This window comes from Mesorhizobium sp. B2-6-2 (genome assembly GCF_006440615.1).
In the GTDB taxonomy this organism is placed as follows: Bacteria; Pseudomonadota; Alphaproteobacteria; order Rhizobiales; family Rhizobiaceae; genus Mesorhizobium.
In genome coordinates, this window is the sequence record NZ_VFUG01000002.1 from 350837 (window position 1) to 369314 (window position 18478).

Annotated in this window: 17 protein-coding genes; 6 read left to right on the plus strand and 11 right to left on the minus strand. The window is 63.8% G+C overall.

The features are described from left to right. Window positions 1-77: 77 nt before the first annotated feature. The 6 genes from FJ419_RS07040 to FJ419_RS07065 form a co-directional block, all read right to left on the minus strand. Window positions 78-1154: an ABC transporter ATP-binding protein gene (locus tag FJ419_RS07040; RefSeq protein ID WP_140688840.1), complete on the minus strand. Its 1077-nt coding sequence runs from the start codon at window positions 1152-1154 to the stop codon at window positions 78-80. Beyond that, window positions 1141-2079 (minus strand): PfkB family carbohydrate kinase, encoded by a 939-nt coding sequence (locus FJ419_RS07045; protein ID WP_140688842.1) that lies wholly within the window; start codon window positions 2077-2079, stop codon window positions 1141-1143. Before FJ419_RS07045 ends, FJ419_RS07040 begins: the two co-directional genes overlap by 14 nt. Continuing rightward, the gene (locus FJ419_RS07050; RefSeq protein WP_140688844.1) at window positions 2079-3095 is read right to left on the minus strand and encodes an SIS domain-containing protein; all 1017 of its coding nucleotides are present in this window, start codon (window positions 3093-3095) and stop codon (window positions 2079-2081) included. The genes FJ419_RS07045 and FJ419_RS07050 overlap by 1 nt, the downstream gene beginning before the upstream one ends. Window positions 3096-3097: 2 nt before the next feature. Beyond that, entirely contained in the window at window positions 3098-3943 is an 846-nt protein-coding gene (locus FJ419_RS07055; RefSeq protein ID WP_140688846.1) for a carbohydrate ABC transporter permease, read from the minus strand. Further along, entirely contained in the window at window positions 3943-4827 is an 885-nt protein-coding gene (locus FJ419_RS07060) for a sugar ABC transporter permease (protein WP_140688848.1), read from the minus strand. The genes FJ419_RS07055 and FJ419_RS07060 overlap by 1 nt, the downstream gene beginning before the upstream one ends. 79 nt (window positions 4828-4906) lie before the next feature. Next, a complete protein-coding gene (locus FJ419_RS07065) occupies window positions 4907-6145 on the minus strand; it encodes an extracellular solute-binding protein (RefSeq protein WP_140688851.1) in 1239 nt (412 codons plus the stop codon). 223 nt (window positions 6146-6368) lie between these two features. Between FJ419_RS07065 and FJ419_RS07070 the strand changes: the two genes are divergently transcribed. Then, window positions 6369-7568, plus strand: a complete 1200-nt coding sequence (locus tag FJ419_RS07070) for an ROK family transcriptional regulator (RefSeq protein WP_140688853.1) — start codon at window positions 6369-6371, stop codon at window positions 7566-7568. Between the two features lie 132 nt (window positions 7569-7700). Here FJ419_RS07070 and FJ419_RS07075 read toward each other — a convergent pair whose 3' ends face one another. Further along, window positions 7701-8567: a hypothetical protein gene (locus FJ419_RS07075; protein WP_140688856.1), complete on the minus strand. Its 867-nt coding sequence runs from the start codon at window positions 8565-8567 to the stop codon at window positions 7701-7703. Between the two features lie 458 nt (window positions 8568-9025). On the opposite strand from FJ419_RS07075, the gene FJ419_RS07080 reads away from it, so the two are divergent. The 3 genes from FJ419_RS07080 to FJ419_RS07090 all read left to right on the plus strand — a co-directional run bounded on the left by FJ419_RS07080 (window position 9026) and on the right by FJ419_RS07090 (window position 11549). Continuing rightward, a complete protein-coding gene (locus FJ419_RS07080; RefSeq protein ID WP_140688858.1) occupies window positions 9026-9859 on the plus strand; it encodes a GNAT family N-acetyltransferase in 834 nt (277 codons plus the stop codon). Window positions 9860-9954: 95 nt separating this feature from the next. After that, window positions 9955-10725, plus strand: a complete 771-nt coding sequence (locus tag FJ419_RS07085) for an SDR family oxidoreductase (protein WP_140688860.1) — start codon at window positions 9955-9957, stop codon at window positions 10723-10725. Window positions 10726-10787: 62 nt separating this feature from the next. Further along, window positions 10788-11549, plus strand: coding sequence for an SDR family NAD(P)-dependent oxidoreductase (locus FJ419_RS07090; protein ID WP_140688862.1), 762 nt, complete (start codon window positions 10788-10790; stop codon window positions 11547-11549). 673 nt (window positions 11550-12222) lie between these two features. On the opposite strand, the gene hemA is transcribed toward FJ419_RS07090, so the two are convergent. From hemA to FJ419_RS07110, 3 genes are all read right to left on the minus strand, one after another. Further along, entirely contained in the window at window positions 12223-13500 is a 1278-nt protein-coding gene (hemA, locus tag FJ419_RS07095; RefSeq protein ID WP_140688864.1) for a 5-aminolevulinate synthase, read from the minus strand. A 522-nt stretch (window positions 13501-14022) separates the two neighbouring features. Further along, window positions 14023-14637 (minus strand): response regulator FixJ, encoded by a 615-nt coding sequence (fixJ, locus tag FJ419_RS07105; protein ID WP_140632180.1) that lies wholly within the window; start codon window positions 14635-14637, stop codon window positions 14023-14025. Next, window positions 14624-16111 (minus strand): PAS domain-containing sensor histidine kinase, encoded by a 1488-nt coding sequence (locus FJ419_RS07110; RefSeq protein ID WP_281405820.1) that lies wholly within the window; start codon window positions 16109-16111, stop codon window positions 14624-14626. Before FJ419_RS07110 ends, fixJ begins: the two co-directional genes overlap by 14 nt. 263 nt (window positions 16112-16374) lie before the next feature. Between FJ419_RS07110 and FJ419_RS07115 the strand changes: the two genes are divergently transcribed. Both FJ419_RS07115 and FJ419_RS07120 read left to right on the plus strand, forming a co-directional pair. After that, window positions 16375-17184 carry a universal stress protein gene (locus FJ419_RS07115; protein WP_140688866.1) on the plus strand — a complete coding sequence of 270 codons (810 nt, stop codon included), beginning with the start codon at window positions 16375-16377 and terminating at the stop codon, window positions 17182-17184. A 223-nt stretch (window positions 17185-17407) separates the two neighbouring features. After that, a complete protein-coding gene (locus tag FJ419_RS07120; protein ID WP_140632174.1) occupies window positions 17408-17668 on the plus strand; it encodes a DUF6455 family protein in 261 nt (86 codons plus the stop codon). Window positions 17669-17757: 89 nt separating this feature from the next. On the opposite strand, the gene FJ419_RS07125 is transcribed toward FJ419_RS07120, so the two are convergent. Beyond that, window positions 17758-18459, minus strand: a complete 702-nt coding sequence (locus tag FJ419_RS07125; protein WP_140688868.1) for a CBS domain-containing protein — start codon at window positions 18457-18459, stop codon at window positions 17758-17760. Window positions 18460-18478 lie beyond the last annotated feature (19 nt).

Genomic DNA, 18478 nt, shown 5'->3' on the forward strand with positions numbered 1-18478 from the left:
GCGACGGGTCAGCCTCGCTCGCGAGCTGACCCGGCCCGACTATCGATCAGGCCATGCGGCGGAAGGCGGGCGATCGCTCAGAAAGCCTTGCCGGTGGCCGGATCGAAGAGGCGGAGCGCGTCCGCATCGAAGACGAACGCGCATGGCTGACCCTTGGCGACTCGGGCGCGTGGCGGCAAGGTCGCCGTCAAATTCTGCGCGCCAATCCGGGCCGTGGTGACCTGTTCGGGACCGGTCAGTTCGACGACGTCGATCTCGACCGGCAGCGCCAGATCGGCGCCGCTGCCCGGCCCAAGCCGGAGCGCTTCCGGCCTCACTCCGGCAATGACCTGAGCACCGTCGCGGCCTGAGTTGGCGTAGCGCGCCGGCAGCGCCAGCCGCGCATCCGTGCCGGCAATGGCGAGCTTGCCGTCCTCGACAACCGCTTCCAGCATGTTCATCGCAGGCGCGCCGACGAAGCCTGCCACATAGAGCGTCGCCGGATGGTTGTAGATCTCTTCCGGGGTGCCGAGCTGTTCGATGCGGCCGTCGCGCATGACGGCGATCCGGGTCGCCAGCGTCATCGCCTCGATCTGGTCGTGGGTGACGTAGACGACGGTGGTGCGCAGCATCTCGTGCAGGCGCTTCAGCTCGGTGCGCATCTCGAGCCGCAGCTTGGCGTCGAGGTTGGAGAGCGGCTCGTCGAACAGGAAGACCTGCGGCTTGCGCACCAGCGCGCGGCCGATGGCGACGCGCTGGCGCTGGCCGCCGGAGAGCTGCCCGGGCTTGCGGTCGAGCAGGTTCTCGATTTGCAAAAGCTTCGCCGCCTCGCGCACCGCCTTGTCGCGCGCGGCGACGGGAACCTTGCGCATCTCCAGCCCGAAGCCGATGTTGCGGCTCACCGTCAGGTTCGGATAGAGCGCGTAGGACTGGAAGACCATGGCGATGTCGCGGTTCTTCGGATGCACGCCAAGCACCGAGCGGCCGCCGATCAACACGTCGCCGCTGGTCGCCTCGGCAAGACCAGCGATGATGTTGAGCAAGGTCGACTTGCCGCAGCCGGAGGAGCCCAGCAGCACCAGGAACTCACCGTTCTCGAGCGCGATGTCGATGCCTTTCAGCGTTTCGACGCTGCCGTAATTCTTGCGGATATCGCGGATTTCAAGCGCGCTCATGGATGGCTTCCTCGAAGAAAATCGGCCCGCCATAGTCGCGGGGCAGGGTGGAAATGGCCCGCGATGCCACCTGAACAGCCGCTGCAAGGCAACGTGCCAGAGCGTGCTCCCGAGCAAGCGCCGCTAGAAAGGCGCCGTTGAAGACATCGCCGGCGCCGATCGTGTCGACGACGTTGACGCGTGGCGCGGTCGCATCGATGAGCTGGCCGTCCCGGCCGACAGCGATTGCGCCTTCGGGTCCGCGCTTGACGATCACGGTCGCGGCTTTTTTCATGCCGTCGCGGATCTTGCGTGCCGCGTCCGTGGGGTCCTTCAACCCCGCCAGCGTCGTCGTCTCGACCTCATTGAAGAGCGCAAGCTCGCAACGCGACAGCCAAGCGCGCGCCGCGGCACAATTTTGCGCCGTCCAGCCGTCCATCGGCCAGCCGGTGTCGAGCGCGACGGCGATACGGTGTGCCTCCGCCCAGTCGAAAAAAGCCTCGTACTGGCGCGTCAGGTCGTCGGTCAGGAAGGAGCCGCAAAGCAGCGCATAGCCGCCGGAAAGCCGATTGCCATCCAGAACCGAAAGCACGTCGTCGAGGTTGAAGCGCGGCAGGTGACCGCGAGTGGTGAAGAAGGTGCGTTCGCCGTCCGGATGGGTCATGCCGACCGACAGCGTCGTGCCCTCCGCGTGGACCGGCCATCTCGCGGCACGACTCCCGAATGCCTCGCGCAGCCAGCGCCCGAACTGGTCGTCGCCGAGATTGGCGGCGATGTCGAAATCGACGCCCAGCGCCTGCCAGGCAAGCGCCGTATTGCCGGCCTGGCCGCCGACCCGCAGGTCGTCATGATCGACGACGGTCTCCGTGCCCGCCTTCGGCCAGGGCGCGACCGGCCCGACGATCAGGTCGACATTGACGTTGCCGATCACCGCGAGCGGCCGCATCATTCGCTCCTGGTGATTTTGGTGGTGCGCACCGGCGTTCCGGCATTCTCGACGCGGGAATCTGCGAAGGCGATCATCAGGCGCTGCGCCACCGGCAGCATGGCAAAGATCGCCGCCAGCCCGGACGCGGGCTTGAACCTCAATGTGACGGCGCCTGCGACCGGCGGCTTGCCCGAAGCGTCGAACACGATCAGCGGCGCCCCGGTCTCGACCACTGAAACGGCCATGGCGGTGACGAGGTCGGCGGTCGGGTCGTCGCCGCGGAAGAGCACGACGCCAATGCTCGGACCCAGCATCTCCATCGGCCCGTGGCGCAGCTGACCGCCTTCGAGCGAGAAACAAGGCAGGCGCGACAGTTCGGTGAAGCCGAGCGCAAGGGCTTCAGCCACGCCTTGAAGCTTGCGGCCGGAAGTGACAATGGTCGTGACCATCCTCAGCGCCGCGAGCGCGGCATCGATCTCGACCGTCTGGGGCGCCTTGAGCCCGGCGAGCGCGCCGGCGGGATCGTCGCCTAGCGCAGTCAGGATGGCGAGATGCAGGGCGAAGGTCACGGTCAGGCTGCGGGTCGCGGCAAAGGCAAGCTCGCTACCGCCGGCGCCGACGAGGCAAGGCACTGTGCGGCCGAGGAACGAGCCGGCCTCCAGCGTCAGACCGAAGGCTTCCGTGCGATCGCCGGTCTCGGCAAACCAGCGCAACACCTCGGCGCTTTCGCCGGATTGAGAGGTGACGATCACCGTCCTGCCTTCAAGCGGCAGCGGCTGTCCAAGCTGTTCCGACAGCGGCAGCGCGATGGCGTCGATGCCGCGCGCGCGATAGAGCGGCTCGACAGCGCGGGCGACGGCGTGCGAGGCGCCCATGCCGAGCAGGATGAGCCGGCCGGTCTTCCTGATCGAGGCGGCGACCTCGGTGGCGGCATCCGTGTTATTCTCGAAGGAAGCTAGCGCGTCCTGATGCTGGCGCGCCATCTCGCGGTCGATCGCGACAAGCCCTGCCGGGCGGTTCTTTTGCGCAATCATGATTATCCTTTCACTCCGCCGCTGGTCAGACCCGAGATCAGCGCGCGTTGCATGACGAGGCCGATCAGCACGGGCGGCAAGGCCGCAAGCACGCCGGCGGTGGCGATCAGTCCGTAGTCGGAGACGCGGCCGCCGGCGAGATCGGCGATGGCGACCGTCAGCGTCTTTGCCCGCTGGTCCGAGGTGAAGAGCAGGGCATAGAAGAACTCGTCCCAGGCAAGCAGCACGGCAAACAGCGCCGACGTCGCCACCACGGGCGCGGCCAGCGGCAAGGTAATGATGCGCCAGGTCTGGAGCAGTCCCGCCCCGTCGATCATCGCCGCGGCCTCGATCTCGCGCGGGATGGAATCGAAACCCGATTTCATCAGCCAGGTGGTGAAGGGCGCGAGGATCGTCAGATAGATCAGCGCCAAGCCGAAGACGTTGTTGAGCAGGCCGAGATAGGAGAGACCCATGTAAAGCGGCACGGAGAGCGCAACCGGCGGCAGCATGTAGGTGGCGATCACCATCGACAGCGACCAGCCGACCGAAGGCGTGCGTGAAACGGCCCAGCCGGCCGGCACGGCAAGGACAACAGCGGCGAACGTCGCCATGCCGGCGACCTCCAGGCTGTTGCGCAGCGATGACGTGAAGGCGGCGCCGGCACTGTTCTCGGCTCTCGATAGAAGCTGCGCGTAACGGGAGAAGTCGGCGGCCTGCGGCCACCAGCGCAGCGGCTTGGCGGCGAGGTCGGCGGCCGGCGATATGCTCATGACGAAAAGCCAGGCGAGCGGCGCCAGGATCACGGCGGCGAGCAGGATGGCGCAGGCATAGACGAAAGCGGTGAAGACAGGGCTCTTGCGTTCCATCAGGCCGCGCTCCCGGCGGTCTTCTTGACCAGCGTCGCATAGGCGACGGCGAGCACGGTGACGAGCAGGGTGACGATCAGCGCCAGCGAGGCGCCGGAGCCGGCGCGCTGGAAGGAGAAGGCTTCCTGGTAGACCAGGATCGACAGCGAGCGCGTGCTGTTGGCCGGGCCGCCGCGTGTCATCACCCAAATGATGTCGAAGACCTTGAACGCCTCGATGGTGCGCAGCACCAGCGCCACCATCAGCGGGCCTGCAAGATAGGGCAGGATGACGAAGCGGAAGCGGTTGAACGGGCCGGCGCCGTCGACAAGCGCCGCGGCGGTGATGTCGCGCGGCACCGCCTGCAGGGCGGCGAGCGCAATCAGCGCGACCAGCGGGAAATTCTTCCAGCAGTCGGCGACGATCAGCGCCGCCAGGGCCGTTCCCGGCTCGCCTAGCCAGGAGCGGTAATCGTCTATGATATGGAGCTGCGTCAGCGCCGCGTTCAGCGCGCCATATTCGGGATTGTAGATCAGCCGCCAGAGCGTCGCGTTGACGACGGTGGGCAGCGCCCAGGGCAGGATCATCAGCCCGCGCAGCACGGCGCGGCCGCGGAATTCCTGATTGAGCAGCAGCGCCGCAAGCACGCCGAGCACCATTTCGGCGGCGACCGAGATGACCGCGAACCAGGTGGTGGTCGAGAGCGTGCGGGTGAAATTCGAGCTCGTCAGCATCTTGGTGTAATTGTCGAAGCCGACATAGTTGCCCGCCGTACCGACCAGCTGGGCGTCGGTGAAGGAAAGCCTGACAGTATCGACCAACGGCCAGCCGATGACGGCCACCATGATCACCAGAAGCGGCAGCATCAACAGCCACGCACGCGTCGTCATCCAGGTGCCCGACATCAGAGGCGCCTCTCTCCTGTCATCCGGTCAGAAATAGCACGGGCGGCGCTCGTGGCCGCCCGCGTGGAGGAACGCCAGATCAGAGGCCGCTGTTTTCGGCAGCGGTCTTGAGCGCATCTTCCGGCGTCGCCTGGCCGAGCAGCGATTCCTGGATCGCCTGCTGTAGCGCCGTCGACAGCTGCTGGTATTTCGGCGTGGTTGGGCGCGGATACATCGCGGCAAGACCGAGCTTGGCGGCGGCGATCAGTTCTTCCTGGCCCTTGGTGACGGCCGGGTCGTCATAGGACGAGGCCCAGATCGGCAGCGAGAGCTTGGCGTACTGGTTCTGCGTCGCCTGCGAGGTCATGAACTCGATATATTTCCAGGCTTCGTCCTGGTGCTTCGACACCGCCGTGACGCCAAGGCCCATCGAGCCGTTGACAGCCGAGACCTCGCTGGTGCCGGCAACGCCCGGCGCCGGCACGACGCCGACCTTGCCCGCGACCTTGGAGTCCTTCGGATCATTGGCCATGTTGTACATGTAGGTCCAGTTCAGCGCGAAAGCGGCGTCGCCGTTCTCGAAGACCTTGCGCACGTCCTCTTCCAGGAATTCCTTGGAGTTCGGGTTGGTCAGGCCCGACTTGTAGCTGTCGACCATGTATTTCAGCGCCGAGAGGCCGCCGCCGTTCTGGAAGTCGGGCTTGCCGTCCTTGAGGAAGTCGCCGCCATAGGCGCTGACCAGCGTGGTGTAGTCGCAGATGGCGGCTTCGGCCTGCGACCAGCTCCAGGCGATCGGCGTCTTCAGCAAGCCCTTGTCCTGAATGCTCTTGGCCTGCTGGCCGAGCTCTTCCCAGGTCTTCGGCGGCGCCTTGATACCGGCCTTTTCCAGGATTTCCTTGTTGTAGAACAGGTATTTGGTGTCGAGGATCCACGGCATGCCATAGTACTTGCCGTCATACTGGACAGTGGTCCAGGCCCCGGGCAGAACGCCCTTTTTCATGTCGTCGGTGATCTTCGACGACACGTCGACCAGCACCTTGTTGGTCGCGTATTCGGCCGGCCAGATGACGTCGAACAGCACCACGTCATAGCCGCCGCCGGATCCTTGGGCGAGCACGGTCTTGTCGTGCAGGCCTTCATAGGGAACGAATTCGAGGTTGACCTTGATGTCCGGATTGGCCTTGGTGAAGGCCTCCGTCATCGAGCGCACGTCGGCCTCGCTATAGGCGGCCTGCGCCATGAAGAGCGCGTTCAAGGTGGTTTCAGCAAAGGCGTGGGGGACGAGCAGCCCGCCAACGAACACCGCGCCCAGAAGTGTCTTACCGATCGATTTCAGCATTTGTCTTTCTCCCATTTTCGACGGCTGCGAGTGGGCGGCCAAGGCTGTGCCGCTTTCTCGAATTCGCATCGCGTCTGACCGGATCCATCCCCAACGGCGTGCGGCGGAGCTCGAAAGCTTTTGCCGTCTTTTTTAAGAACCGCGGAGGTCTCACCTATTAAGTCAATTCGCTTGACTTAATTAGTCGATCAATCCTTTAATGGAGTCAAGAGGGGAAACGACGGTGCACGAAATCAGCCCGATCCGTGCCAAAAGCGGCACCAACCAAGAGGGAACGAGCGCCCATAACCGCCGCGTCATGATCGAGGCGCTGCGGCTCAACGGCGCGCTTTCGCGCGCCGACCTGGCGCGGGCGACGCAGCTTACCAAGCAGGCGGTCTCCAATATCATCGAGGATCTCGAACGCGATGGCCTGGTCGTGGCGCTGGATGCGGTGCGCAAGGGCAGGGGGCAACCTTTCACGCCCTACCGGCTGGTTCCGGAAGGGGCCTTCGCCATCGGGCTGCAGATCGACCGGCATCTGACACGCGTGGTGGTGGTCGACCTCGTCGGCAAGGTGATAGCGCGCGCCGAGGCGGGGCTGCCGTTCGACGAGCCTTCGGCGGGCGTCAGGATCATCCTCGGCCTGGTCGACCACGTCAGGCGCGAGCTGGCTTCCTTGTTTGCCCAGTCCGAGCGGCGGCTGGTCGGACTGGGCGTCGCCATGCCGGGACCGTTCGGGCTGAAGAACCCCGACAACAAATGGATGATGCCGGCCTGGCAGCAATTTCCGCTGGTGGAGGCGCTTGCGGCCGGCACGGGGCTCGATGTCGGCCTGCAGAACGACGCGGCGGCCTCCGCGACGGCGGAGCGGATCGTCGGCGCGGCGCATGGCGTCGATCACGCCGTCTGCCTTTATGTCGGTTACGGCATAGCCGCCGGGCTGATCCTCAATGGCGAGCTCTATAGCGGCGGCAACGGCAATGCGGGCGAGGTCGGCATGGCGCTGCTTTCGCCGGCCGGCCCCGGTTCCACGCCGCTCGAACACCGTGCGTCGCTGGCCTCGCTCTATCAGCATCTCGGCCTCGACCCCACCGAGCGGGGGCTTTACGAGACGCTCGGCGCACTGGCGCTTGCGCAGGATCCGCGGGTCATGGGCTGGGTCGAAAGAGCCGCGTCCGACCTGCGCTGGAGCGTGCATCTGATCGAAACGATCTTCGATCCGCAAACCGTCATCCTCACCTCCAGCGCGCCCGAAGCACTCGCGCGGCTCCTGCTTCGGTCCATGCATCCGCTGCTGCCGTCGATCGCGGATCGCCCGGTCCGGCGCCTGCCACGGCTGCAACTCGGTACCACCGATCCCTGGGCGATCGCGGTCGGCGCCGCGGCAGAGCCGATCAGCCGGGCCTTCGATCCGCGCTTTTCCGCGATCCTGAAGGCTTGATAGAAGCGGTCAGCCCGTCGCCTGCGTCGTGCTTGCGGCGAAAGCCGCGTCGATGATGGCGAGCTTGACCGCCTGCGCGGCGCCCGCCAGCGCGGGTACCGGTCTTGCGCGCGGCGCGCGGAGTTTTGACGGTCAGCGATTCTTCAGAGCTGAGATACAGGCTTCGAAGGCCTCGTCGACGACGGCGAGCTTGGCTGCCTGGACGGCCATGTATTCGTCGAAGAAAGCCCTTGAAACCCACATCACGGAATGGCCGCGCTGGCCGATCCAGCCGATGCTGCCGAGCGCCTCGGCATCATACAGTTTGCGCGCCAGATGGGTGCGTGAGAGCTTCAGCCAGTGGGCGAATTCACTGACCGAGATGACGCCGGTCGGTATCCTGTCGAGATGAACATCCTCAGGATCGATACCGGACATCAGCCAGTCCATGATGATGCCGCCGTTATTTAGCCAGATAAACAATGAAAAAGTCTGCCCAGGCTCCCGCACTGCGCCGCTGGCCAGCAATCCATCGGCGATCAGCGGCTGCAAGGTGGGCAGCATCTCGGGTCGCTCGAGGAGGTTTTCCAGCCGGTTGGCGCCATCTATGCGGTCGAGCGTTCTCAGATGCGCGTAAATCCAGCCGGTGAAGGTCTCTATGGTGCCCGCCGTGACCCGCAACGGATGGGCGCGACCATCACCGCTGGCCGAAATATATTCGGCGATATTGTAGTGCAGCATCTCCTTGACGAAGGCCTCGGCGGTGTTGCGGCTGGCCACGGAATTGCGGCGCACGACGTCGATGAAACGCGCCATCGTCATGTCGGTACGGCGATCGTTGGGATCGCGCCGGAAATGCAAAGCCAAGCCGACGTGGGCGAGCAGCCAGCGCTGCTGGGTGGCGAACACGGCAGCCAGCCGCGGGCTCGTTTGATAAATATGGATGAGCGCTTTGGACTGCTCCTGGACACCGCGAAGCGCTGCCGGATGACGGGCGATCTCTGCGGCACTCAGCGGCATTTCCTATGGTACTCCATGCGATTCCAAGCAACGACAAATGAAGATTCCCAGTCTTCGCCGGTTGTGTCCAGTTGCCCATTGGAACAACGAACGATCAGGCCGTGAATTCGTTGCTAACTCTTTGCATCGGTTCGGGAAAGCCGTCTGGCCCGCAGCTCCTGCGTTGAATTGACGAGTCCCGCCAGGTGGGCATAGGTTCCGCGCCATCGGGGCTGCGGGGAGAGCTTCCCGGGGCCGGGCTCCGTCCCTGGTGCCGATCCGCGGACAATCCTGCAGGATACGCGCTTCGAGGATGCCGCATTCTGTCGGGCCATCGCGACGGTCTCCAACACATGCGCCCTGGCGTCGGCCGCGCCGGTCGGACGCCGATCGATAACGTGACGAGGAATCGCGCAGCCCTTTGCAGCCTGCGGAGGGCGGCCTATCCTGGTCGGTGATGGCCAACCCTGAGTGAAACGATGCCGAGAACAATCAGGACGCTGGCCGCCAGCGAGGTGGAAACGCTTGTTGGCTGGGCAGCGGAGGAAGGCTGGAATCCGGGCACCGGCGATGCCGCCGCGTTTCGGGCGGCGGATCCACAAGGGTTCATCGGCGCCTTTGTCGGCGGCGAGATGGTGGCCGGCATTTCGGCCGTCGCATACGGCCCCGGCTTCGGCTTCATCGGCCTCTACATCTGCCGGCCCGACCGGCGTGGCGAAGGTCACGGCAAGGCGGTCTGGGACGCCGGCATGGCGCGTCTGGGCAATCGTATCATCGGTCTCGACGGGGTGGCCGAGCAGCGGGCCAACTACCAGCGCATGGGCTTCGTGCCTGCCTATGAGACCGTCCGCCACAGCGGCGGTCCATCCGGCTTGCCCGAGGGCGGCAAGACAAGACCCGTGACGGCCGGCGACACGGCTGGGATTTTCGCCTACGATCGCAAGTGCTTTCCAGCACCGCGCGAAACCTTCCTTGGCGAGTGGCTGCGGCCGCCGCGGATTGCGCTGCTCTCAGCCGGATCGGACGGCACTGCCGGGCACGGCGTGGCGCGCCGCTGCAGGCAGGGTTTCAAGGTCGGGCCGCTGTTCGCAGATCGGACGGACCTGGCCCTGGCCCTGATGGCGGACCTTTCAAGCAGGATCGGCAATGAGGCAATGCATATCGACGTGCCGGCCGGCCAGGTTCAATTCACCGCCATGCTGCAGGCCGCCGGCATGGTTCCGGGCTTCACGACGACACGCATGTACAAGGGCGGCAAGCCCGGCAACGACCAGTCGACGGTTTTCGGCGTCACGACGCTCGAGCTGGGATGATCGCCTGCTGAGATCATTGTTTTGCCTGGCTGGTCCATGCGACATGGCTCAATGACGTGGTTGCCTTTGCCGAGCTGCGTTTCGGAGATTATCGAATGGCTGGAAGGACGGTTCTGATCGCCGGCGGCGCCGGAGGAATGGGTCTGGCGACGGGACTGCGTTTCGCCGCTGACGCCGAGCGGATCGTGCTCGCGGATCTTTCCGGCTCCAAGCTCGACGGCGCCGTGGCGAAGATTGCCGCGGCCGGGGCGGACGCGATCGGCTTGCCGCTCGATATCCGCTCCGTCGCTGCCTGTCGCGACGTGGTGGGCAAGGCCAGGGAGTGGGGCGGTGCGATCGACATTCTCGTCAACGCCGCCGGGGTCTGGCTCGAGGGACCGGCACGCGAGGTCGAGGAAGACCAGTGGGACCTGGTGCTGGACGTCAATCTCAAGGGAGCCTTCTTCCTGATCTCGGCAGCCATACCGCATCTGTCGGCGCCGCAGGGCGTGATCGTCAACATTGCGTCCGATGCCGGCATTGTCGGCAACAGCGGGGCGGCCGTGTATTGCGCTTCGAAGGGCGGACTGGTGCTCTTAACCAAAGCTCTCGCGCTGGAACTCGCCCCGCAAGGCATCAGGGTCAACGCAGTCTGTCCCGGCGACACGGCAACGCCGATGATCGAATATCAGGCCAAGACCTATGGCGCGGACGACCCCGACGGCTACAAGCGCCGGCTCCTTGGGCACTATCCGCAAGGGGACAAGGCAAGGTTCATCCAGGTGGAGGAGATTGCTTCCTTCATCCACTATCTGTGCCAGCCGGGCGCGGCGCCGATCACCGGGGCCGCTCTTTCGATCGATTTCGGCGTCAGCGCCGGCTATTGAGCCGGTTCGGTTCGTCGCGGCTGTGATTGGCCGCGCCGGCATATCGGCATCCTGGAGGGCAAATGATCGTGTTTCGCAAATCCCGCAGGGCGTTGGTGACCGGCGCGGGCGCCGCCGACGGCATCGGCATCGCGACCGCGCGGGCGTTGGCTGAGGCCGGTGTTTCGGTCACCATCACCGCTTCGTCCGCTCGCGTCGAGCAACGCGCGGCGGAACTGCGGGCGGAGGGGCTCGATATCCGCGCTTTCATGGCCGACCTGACGCTGTCGGGCGATGTCGATCGTTTACGCTCCGAGGCCGGCGAGATCGACGTCCTCGTCAACAATGCCGGGATGGGCACCATCGCCCAGCCGGCATTGCAGCGGCGGTTTCTCGATCTCACAGAAAGCGATTGGGATCGCGGCATCGATGTCAGCCTGAAAACTGCGTTCTTAAGCACGCGCGGATTTCTGGCCGGCATGGTGCGGCGCGGCCATGGGCGCGTCGTCAACATGGCCTCGGTGACCGGGCCCTACGTATCCAATGAAGGCGAGGCCGCCTACTCCGCGGCCAAGGCCGGCATGATCGGCCTGACACACGCGCTTGCCCTGGAGGTCGGCCGCAGCGGCGTCACCGTCAATGCCGTGGCGCCGGGATGGATCGCGACGGGCGCCTCGACGCCTGAGGAACTGACCGCTGCCCGCAACACGCCGCTTGGCCGCGCCGGCAGCCCCGAGGAAGTCGCGGCGGCCGTGCTGTTCCTGGCGTCCGACGGAGCCAGCTATGTCAACGGCGCCGTTCTCGTCGTGGACGGCGGCAACATCCTGCAGGAACGCAAGGCATGACCGCGAGCGCGAAAGTCAAAATACAGGGACGCTTTGGTACTCAGCTCATAACAGGATGAAATGCGAACCCAGGAACACGAGGAACTGGCCGGTAATCAGGGGGACCCGCAAAATAGGGCCGCTCTCTGCACTGTCCTGAACGGGTTGTCCGCGCACGCAAGGGTGCGCCTTCAGCACATTCCTCCAGATCGTGGGAAAGTCCGATCCCTTGCTTCTTTCGGCGTTGCACGTGTCGACAAGTCTCGCGACGGCATTTTTCATCGAGCGGAATTCACCTTAAGCGCCTGATCGCAAGACATATGACCAATTGTGACAGGAAGAATTTGATCTCGATCAATGCACCGAAAAAGGAGCCGCTCACAGCGGTACCAATAGAGCATGATGTCGCCCGAATAGCGCCTCACACTTTTCGGCATCATGCCCTAGCCGGGCAAAAGCATCATGATCGATGCCCGGCCATCAGTGCCTCCGACGCCTCGCGGCCTGCACGATGACGATGCTGAAGAACACATGAGGAAGATGCTGCGCGTCTGATCATGCGATCGGCTTTCGTGGGGAACGTCGCTTCAACGCGCGGATGGCCACCTTCATCGTCGTTCCGGTGGCTCTGTTTCTATGTTCGCGTGCTGGACACCTTCGCGCATTGCGTCGGATCAAGTTTTTCGCCCTGGATCTAGCCGCCTGCGTTGCTCACCAGCAGTGGAATGATCCGGTCGCTCTTGGCGACGGCGGGACGGCCGGAGCCGGCATAGGGAATGCCCAGCGCATCCCAGGTCTCGACCAGCGCATCCTGCAATTGGGCGATCAGCGCATCCGAATGGAAGGGTGTGGGCGTGATGCGCAGCCGCTCGGTGCCGCGCGGCACCGTCGGATAGTTGATCGGCTGGATGTAGATGCCGTGCACGCCAAGCAGCCGGTCGCTCGCCATCTTGCAAAGTTCGGGGTCGCCGACCAGCACCGGCACGATATGCGTGGCCGTTTCCATCACCGGCAGCCCGGCCGCGGCAAGCACCTGTTTGGTCCTGCCTGCCTGGCGCTGCTGCGCGTCGCGTTCTGCCTGCGAGCGCTTGAGATGCCGGATCGAGGTGGTGGCGGCGGCGGCGATGGCCGGCGGCAGCGCGGTGGTGAAGATGAAGCCCGGCGCATAGGAGCGCACCGCGTCGATGACGGCGCTGGTGCCGGCAATGTAGCCGCCAAGCGTGCCGAAGGCCTTGGCCAAGGTGCCCTCGATGATGTCGATGCGGTCGGCCAGGCCCTCGCGCTCAGTGATGCCGCCGCCACGCGGCCCGTACATGCCCACCGCATGGACCTCGTCGATATAGGTCATGGCGTTGTAGCGTTCGGCGAGCTCGACGATCTCTTTGATCGGCGCGATGTCGCCGTCCATCGAATAGACGCTTTCGAAGACGATCAGCTTGGCGCGTTCGCGCCCCGCGGCCTGCAGCAGGCTTTCCAGATGCGCGACGTCATTGTGGCGGAAGATCTTCTTTTCCGCGCCCGAGCGGCGCACGCCTTCGATCATCGAGGCATGGTTGAGCTCGTCCGAGATGATCAGGCAGTTGGGCAGAAGCCTGGCGATGGTCGAGATCGAGGCCTCGTTGGAGACGAAGCCGGAGGTGAAGACCAGCGCTGCTTCCTTGTCATGCAGGTCGGCGAGCTCCTGCTCGAGCTCGACCAGCGGGTTGGAGGTGCCGGAAATGTTGCGGGTGCCGCCGGCGCCCGAGCCCATCTTGCCGGCCGCGTTCTGGAAGGCGGCAATCACATCGGCGTTCTGGCCCATGCCGAGATAGTCGTTGGAGCACCATACGGTGATTTCCTGGGCGCGGCCGTTGGAACGCCAGATGGCGCGCGGGAACTTGCCCACAATGCGTTCCAGGTCGGCGAAAACGCGGTAGCGACGCTCGGCGTGGAGCTGGTCGATCGCATCCTCGAAGAACCGCTGATAGTTCATGTCGAGCTCCTGTGCGGGAAGTGACGCCGCGGACCCGACGGGCTCGATCCGCTGGGACGTCAACCTACGAAACAGGGGAAGGCGCCGCTTTGAGCTATGTCAAATTGGGAGGCGCGCGGATGCCTCATGGGTAGGCAGGTTCCTCGACATAAGCCGTCTAAAACTGATTCAAATCAAAGCGCCGGACCCCATTTCAACCCACGCTGGCTGGATGTGGAATCCAATAGCAAGCGCTCCGTTTGGCCGCAGTCTCGAACTAGCCGTTCTGGACGAGGAAGGCTTGCACGCCGTAATATTTCCCTGCGAAAAGGACCGGGAGGGGTGGCGGAATGCCGTTACCGGCATTCGCGTCGATATCCGGCCGACCCACTGGCGCGACTGGGATCTGCCAAAAGACAGTACCGCCTCGGTTGGAACCATGTCTAAATCAAAGAGATAGAGCATGATGTCGTCCGAAAACCGCTCCACACTTTTCGGCACATCTAGAGCGGCAATTCCGGACGGAACCGCGGCAAACTTTTCTTAATGTTTGGGCTCAGCGATCAAGGCCATCCGTACCAGATGCGAGAGGCTGCCCGCTCCCATCTTGCTCATGACGTTGGCACGATGGATTTCGACCGTGCGCGGGCTGATCCCGAGATCGTAGGCAATCGTCTTGTTCGGCAAGCCGGAGACGAGCCCGTCGAGCACCTGGCGCTCGCGCTCCGAAAGAGTGGCAAGGTTCTTCCGGATATCGGTTGATTGCGGATGTGTCGCAATGGGCTCGCTGCGATTGTCCAAGGCGGAACGAATCGCATCAATGAGCACCTGGTCGTCGAAAGGCTTTTCGATGAAATCGGCGGCGCCCTCCTTCATCGCCTGGACGGCCAGCGCGACGTCGGCGTGCCCGGTCATCACGATCACCGGCACGCCAAGGCCACGGGTCTTCAGTTGCCGCAGAAACTCGATGCCGTCGATGCCGGGCATGCGCACGTCGGTGACGATGCAACCCTCGAGCTCCTTCGGCTCTGTCGCCAGGAATGCGGTTGCCGATTCGTAGAGGCGCACGGCAAAGTCAGCTGTCGCGAGCAGGAAACCCAGCGACTTGCGAACGTCGACATCATCGTCGACGACATGAACGATATCACTGGCCACCAGCGACCTCTTCCTTTTCTACCGCGCGCAAAGTGAAGCGGAAGGCCGTTCCGCCATCGGGCATCGACTCCGCCCAAATATGACCACCATGCGACTCGACGATAGTGCGACAAATAGACAGTCCCACGCCCATTCCGTGCTTCTTCGTGGTAATGAAGGGCTGGAAGAGTTGGGCCGAGACCTCCGGCGCCAGCCCAGGCCCGGTGTCGATCACGCCGACCTCTGCCATCCTGTCATGTCGAGAGGTCGTAGAGACGCGCAACTCCCGGCGCGGCATGCCCTGCATAGCCTCCACGGCGTTTCTCATGAGATTGAGCAGCACCTGCTCGATCTGAATTCGATCGCTCAGAACCAGCTCGGCCGCCGGGTCGAGATCGTATGTGACGCGTACGTCGGCCTCCCTCGCGCCGACTAGAGCGAGCGATGAGGCATCCTCGATAAGCGATGGCAAGTGTTCGACCTGGCGCTCGCTTTCACCCCTGGCAACGAAGTCCCTGAGACGACGAATGACGTCGCCGGCACGCAAAGCCTGTTCCGCGGCCTTTCCGACAGCCTCCCGCAACATTGCCGCGTTCTCGTCGTTGCTTTTCTCGAGCAGGCGCCGGCTGCCCTTCAGGTAGTTCGTAATGGCCGTCAGCGGCTGGTTTATCTCATGCGCCAATGTCGAGGCCATTTCGCCGAGCGCGGTGAAACGCGCCATGTGCAGCAATTCCTGCTGCTGCTCCTGCATCCTGGCTTCGGTTTTGTGGCGTTCCGTCAGGTCGCGACAGAAGCCGGTGAAGAAGCGGCCTGTCCCCGGATGCATCTCGCCGACAGCGAGCTCCATCGGAAAGATCGACCCGTCCTTGCGCATCCCGGTTACCGTGCGGCCTATCCCGATGATGCGCCGCTCACCGGTCGTCAGGTAACGCTGCATGTATGCATCATGCTCTTCCCTGTACGGTGAGGGCATCAGCAGTTTGACGTTTTGGCCGATGACCTCGCTGGCCTTGTAACCGAACAATGTTTCCGCGGCGGTGCTGAAGGATTGGATATTGGCGCTCTCGTCGATGACGACCATGGCATCGGGCACCGTCGCCAGGATCGAACGCAGGTGATCCTCTCGCATCTGCAGCGCGGCATTGGCGAAGGACAGCTCGCTGACGTCCGTGCCTTGAACGAATATCGCCGTGATCCGGCCGTCCTTCGCCCTGACGGGCTGATAGACGAAGTCGAGGATGCGTTCTTCCGCAACGCCCGTTTCGACGTTCCGATAGACGACCTTGACGCTTCGGCCAACATAGGGTTCGCCGGTCTCATAGACGCGGTCCAGCAATTCGAAGAAGCCTTGGCCTTCGAGATCGGGAAAGGCTTCGCGCATCGATCTGCCAAGGATGTTTCGCTGGCCGACCATTCGCTCGTAGGCGGCATTCGCCAGCTCGAATACGTGCCCCGGTTCCCTGAGCAAAGTCATGAAACCCGGCGCCTGCTCGAACATCGATGCAAGCAGCGCACGTTCCGGCAAATCACCAGCTCGCGACACGCCGTCAGGCGAAGCGGCCGCTTCGGCGATGGTTTCCGCGGAAGCTGGGTTCTTCTGGGTCACATCCATTCTGCATCTGAAGGAACACTGGCGATCGATGGTTTAGCATTCACGCAGGCATTCGCAAACATGGAGCTACCGGAGTTTGACTAGCATCAAGGTCATGCACCTCGCGGAATGGCACTCATCAATCGATCATCATCTCCTGAAGGTGCCGCATGTCCTACAAAACGATTGTCGTCAACTTGGCCGTCGATGCGGATCCCGCGCCAATCGTGAAGCTTGCGGCAGAAATGGCGCATCGCTTTGACGCTCACCTTGTCGGCTTCGCTGCCGCGGACGTTCCGCCCTTGGTGACCACGGGTGAAGGCCTGGTCTATGAAGGCGAGGTCATGCAGGTCAAACGGCAGGAGATCGAGAAGCGTCTTGCCGAGCTGTGCGATAGCTTTGAGAAGCTCGTCCCGCACTCCATCAGCAGCGAATGGAAACAGCATATTTGCGGTCCGACTCGCGCTTTGGGGCTGGCAGCCCGTTCAGCCGATCTCATCGTGACCGCCAACGGCAGCGACGATGTCTTCCGAGCCCTCGATGTAGGCGGCCTGGTGCTTGGGGCCGGTCGCCCGGTGCTGGTTGCGGCGGGCAATGCCGAACACCTGCTTGGGAAAACCGTGCTGGTCGCCTGGAAGGACAGCCGGGAAGCACGACGGGCCTTGTCCGATGCCTTGCCGCTCCTTGCCAAGGCCAAAGAGGTTGTAGTCGCCACAATGGAAGCCGCCCCGGGAACGGATGTTCGAGACAGCCTCGCCGACGTCGCGGTGTTTCTGGAGGAGCATGGCATCATGGCGCGAACCGAAGTGGTCGCCGGTGCCGCGCATGGCGAGGGGCTGATGGCGTTTGCCCGCTCTGTCAACGCCGATCTGATCGTCTGCGGCGCCTACGGTCACAGCCGACTCAGGGAATGGGCCTTTGGCGGCATCACGCGCTCGCTGATTGGCGAGAGCGATATCAGCCGCCTGTTTTCGAATTGACTTTGCGATCATGGCGACCGGAGCGGCAGATGGCACAGACCAGCCGATAGCCATGGCGAGCGGGTCGCGATCGGCCAGCCGCTCTCCTGGTCAGGTCGAGCGCCCATACTGGTCGCTCGAGACAGTTAGGTCCGCTAACGCAGACGGGCTCTTTCGTTGATCGAGATCAATGTCGCACGCCGCCTGACATGGCAATGATTCGCGGTCTGAGGAGTGTAGCGACATGAGCTTTCTCGAATATCTGCTCGGGGCTGACGCTAGAACCGCCTTGATGGAACGCATGATGCAGAAGATGGGCGTCGAGAGGCAGCTGAAAGTTGTGGCTGATCACGCAGCCGTCACCAGTCGTGCCGTCGATCGGTGCCGGTCTTGCGGCCACCAGGACGAATGCGCCGCCTGGCTCGACGAAACCGCGCATGCCGATCATCCACCGGCCTATTGCCGCAATAGCGACTTGATCGCTCGATTGCAGTCCGTCCGTTGATTGAACCTTGACGCTGGAAGCCCTGAGCGCGCCGTTCACGATGCAGCCCACGGTCGGGACGCCCATCGACCGATAAACGCCGACCCTCGTTAGGAGAGGAGCAGGACCGACAACGGTCCGGCGCAGAAGAGCTTGTCGGTGACTGTCTTGACCCCGGCGACGTTCTCCGCGGCAACGACTGCGGCCTTTCGCTGGCGCTCGTCGAAAATGGCGCCATTCAGCTCGACCTCTCCTTTTTTGACGGTGACGCCGATAAGGTCGCCACCGACGCTCCAGGATTGGCCCCGCAACTCGGCAAGAATGTTCCTGCGGATGACCTCGTCGTCGACGGTCGCAGCGCCTGATTTGGGCAGAGTGCGAAGGAGAGTACGCATCAGATCGGAGCGGCTGACGATGCCGACGATCTTCCCCGCGTCAAGGATAAGGACGTTCTTGATGTCGTGGGTCGCCATAAGGTCTACGACCTCGGCGAGCGAGGCGCCGGGCGCTGCGGAAATGACGCCGGTGGTCATAACCTCGTCCACCCGCCGGCCGCTCGAACGGACATACTCGTCAGCGAGCTTGCCTGGACCGAGAAGAACCTCCAGCCAGCGAGGCCGCGCACGTCTGGTGCCAAGCTCGCCCCGGCGCAGGAAATCGCCTTCGCTGATGACGCCAGCCAGCGATCCATCGTCTCCCACGACCGGCAGGCAACGGATGTTCCTGGTCAGCATCAGATCTGCCGCTTTGGCAACCGAGGCAGAGGCGGTGATTGTGACCACCGGCGTCGTCATGATGTCGCGAGCCTGCATCGAAATCTCCCGCTTTCGT

Excerpts from the sequence above, each read along its gene's own strand:
- FJ419_RS07040 (WP_140688840.1), bottom strand. The coding sequence starts at position 1,154 with ATGAGCGCGCTTGAAATCCGCGATATCCGCAAGAATTACGGCAGCGTC.
- FJ419_RS07045 (WP_140688842.1), bottom strand. The coding sequence starts at position 2,079 with ATGCGGCCGCTCGCGGTGATCGGCAACGTCAATGTCGACCTGATCGTC.
- FJ419_RS07050 (WP_140688844.1), bottom strand. The coding sequence starts at position 3,095 with ATGATTGCGCAAAAGAACCGCCCGGCAGGGCTTGTCGCGATCGACCGC.
- FJ419_RS07055 (WP_140688846.1), bottom strand. The coding sequence starts at position 3,943 with ATGGAACGCAAGAGCCCTGTCTTCACCGCTTTCGTCTATGCCTGCGCC.
- FJ419_RS07060 (WP_140688848.1), bottom strand. The coding sequence starts at position 4,827 with ATGTCGGGCACCTGGATGACGACGCGTGCGTGGCTGTTGATGCTGCCG.
- FJ419_RS07065 (WP_140688851.1), bottom strand. The coding sequence starts at position 6,145 with ATGCTGAAATCGATCGGTAAGACACTTCTGGGCGCGGTGTTCGTTGGC.
- FJ419_RS07075 (WP_140688856.1), bottom strand. The coding sequence starts at position 8,567 with ATGCCGCTGAGTGCCGCAGAGATCGCCCGTCATCCGGCAGCGCTTCGC.
- FJ419_RS07080 (WP_140688858.1), top strand. The coding sequence starts at position 9,026 with ATGCCGAGAACAATCAGGACGCTGGCCGCCAGCGAGGTGGAAACGCTT.
- FJ419_RS07085 (WP_140688860.1), top strand. The coding sequence starts at position 9,955 with ATGGCTGGAAGGACGGTTCTGATCGCCGGCGGCGCCGGAGGAATGGGT.
- FJ419_RS07090 (WP_140688862.1), top strand. The coding sequence starts at position 10,788 with ATGATCGTGTTTCGCAAATCCCGCAGGGCGTTGGTGACCGGCGCGGGC.
- hemA (WP_140688864.1), bottom strand. The coding sequence starts at position 13,500 with ATGAACTATCAGCGGTTCTTCGAGGATGCGATCGACCAGCTCCACGCC.
- FJ419_RS07110 (WP_281405820.1), bottom strand. The coding sequence starts at position 16,111 with ATGTTCGAGCAGGCGCCGGGTTTCATGACTTTGCTCAGGGAACCGGGG.
- FJ419_RS07115 (WP_140688866.1), top strand. The coding sequence starts at position 16,375 with ATGTCCTACAAAACGATTGTCGTCAACTTGGCCGTCGATGCGGATCCC.
- FJ419_RS07120 (WP_140632174.1), top strand. The coding sequence starts at position 17,408 with ATGAGCTTTCTCGAATATCTGCTCGGGGCTGACGCTAGAACCGCCTTG.
- FJ419_RS07125 (WP_140688868.1), bottom strand. The coding sequence starts at position 18,459 with ATGCAGGCTCGCGACATCATGACGACGCCGGTGGTCACAATCACCGCC.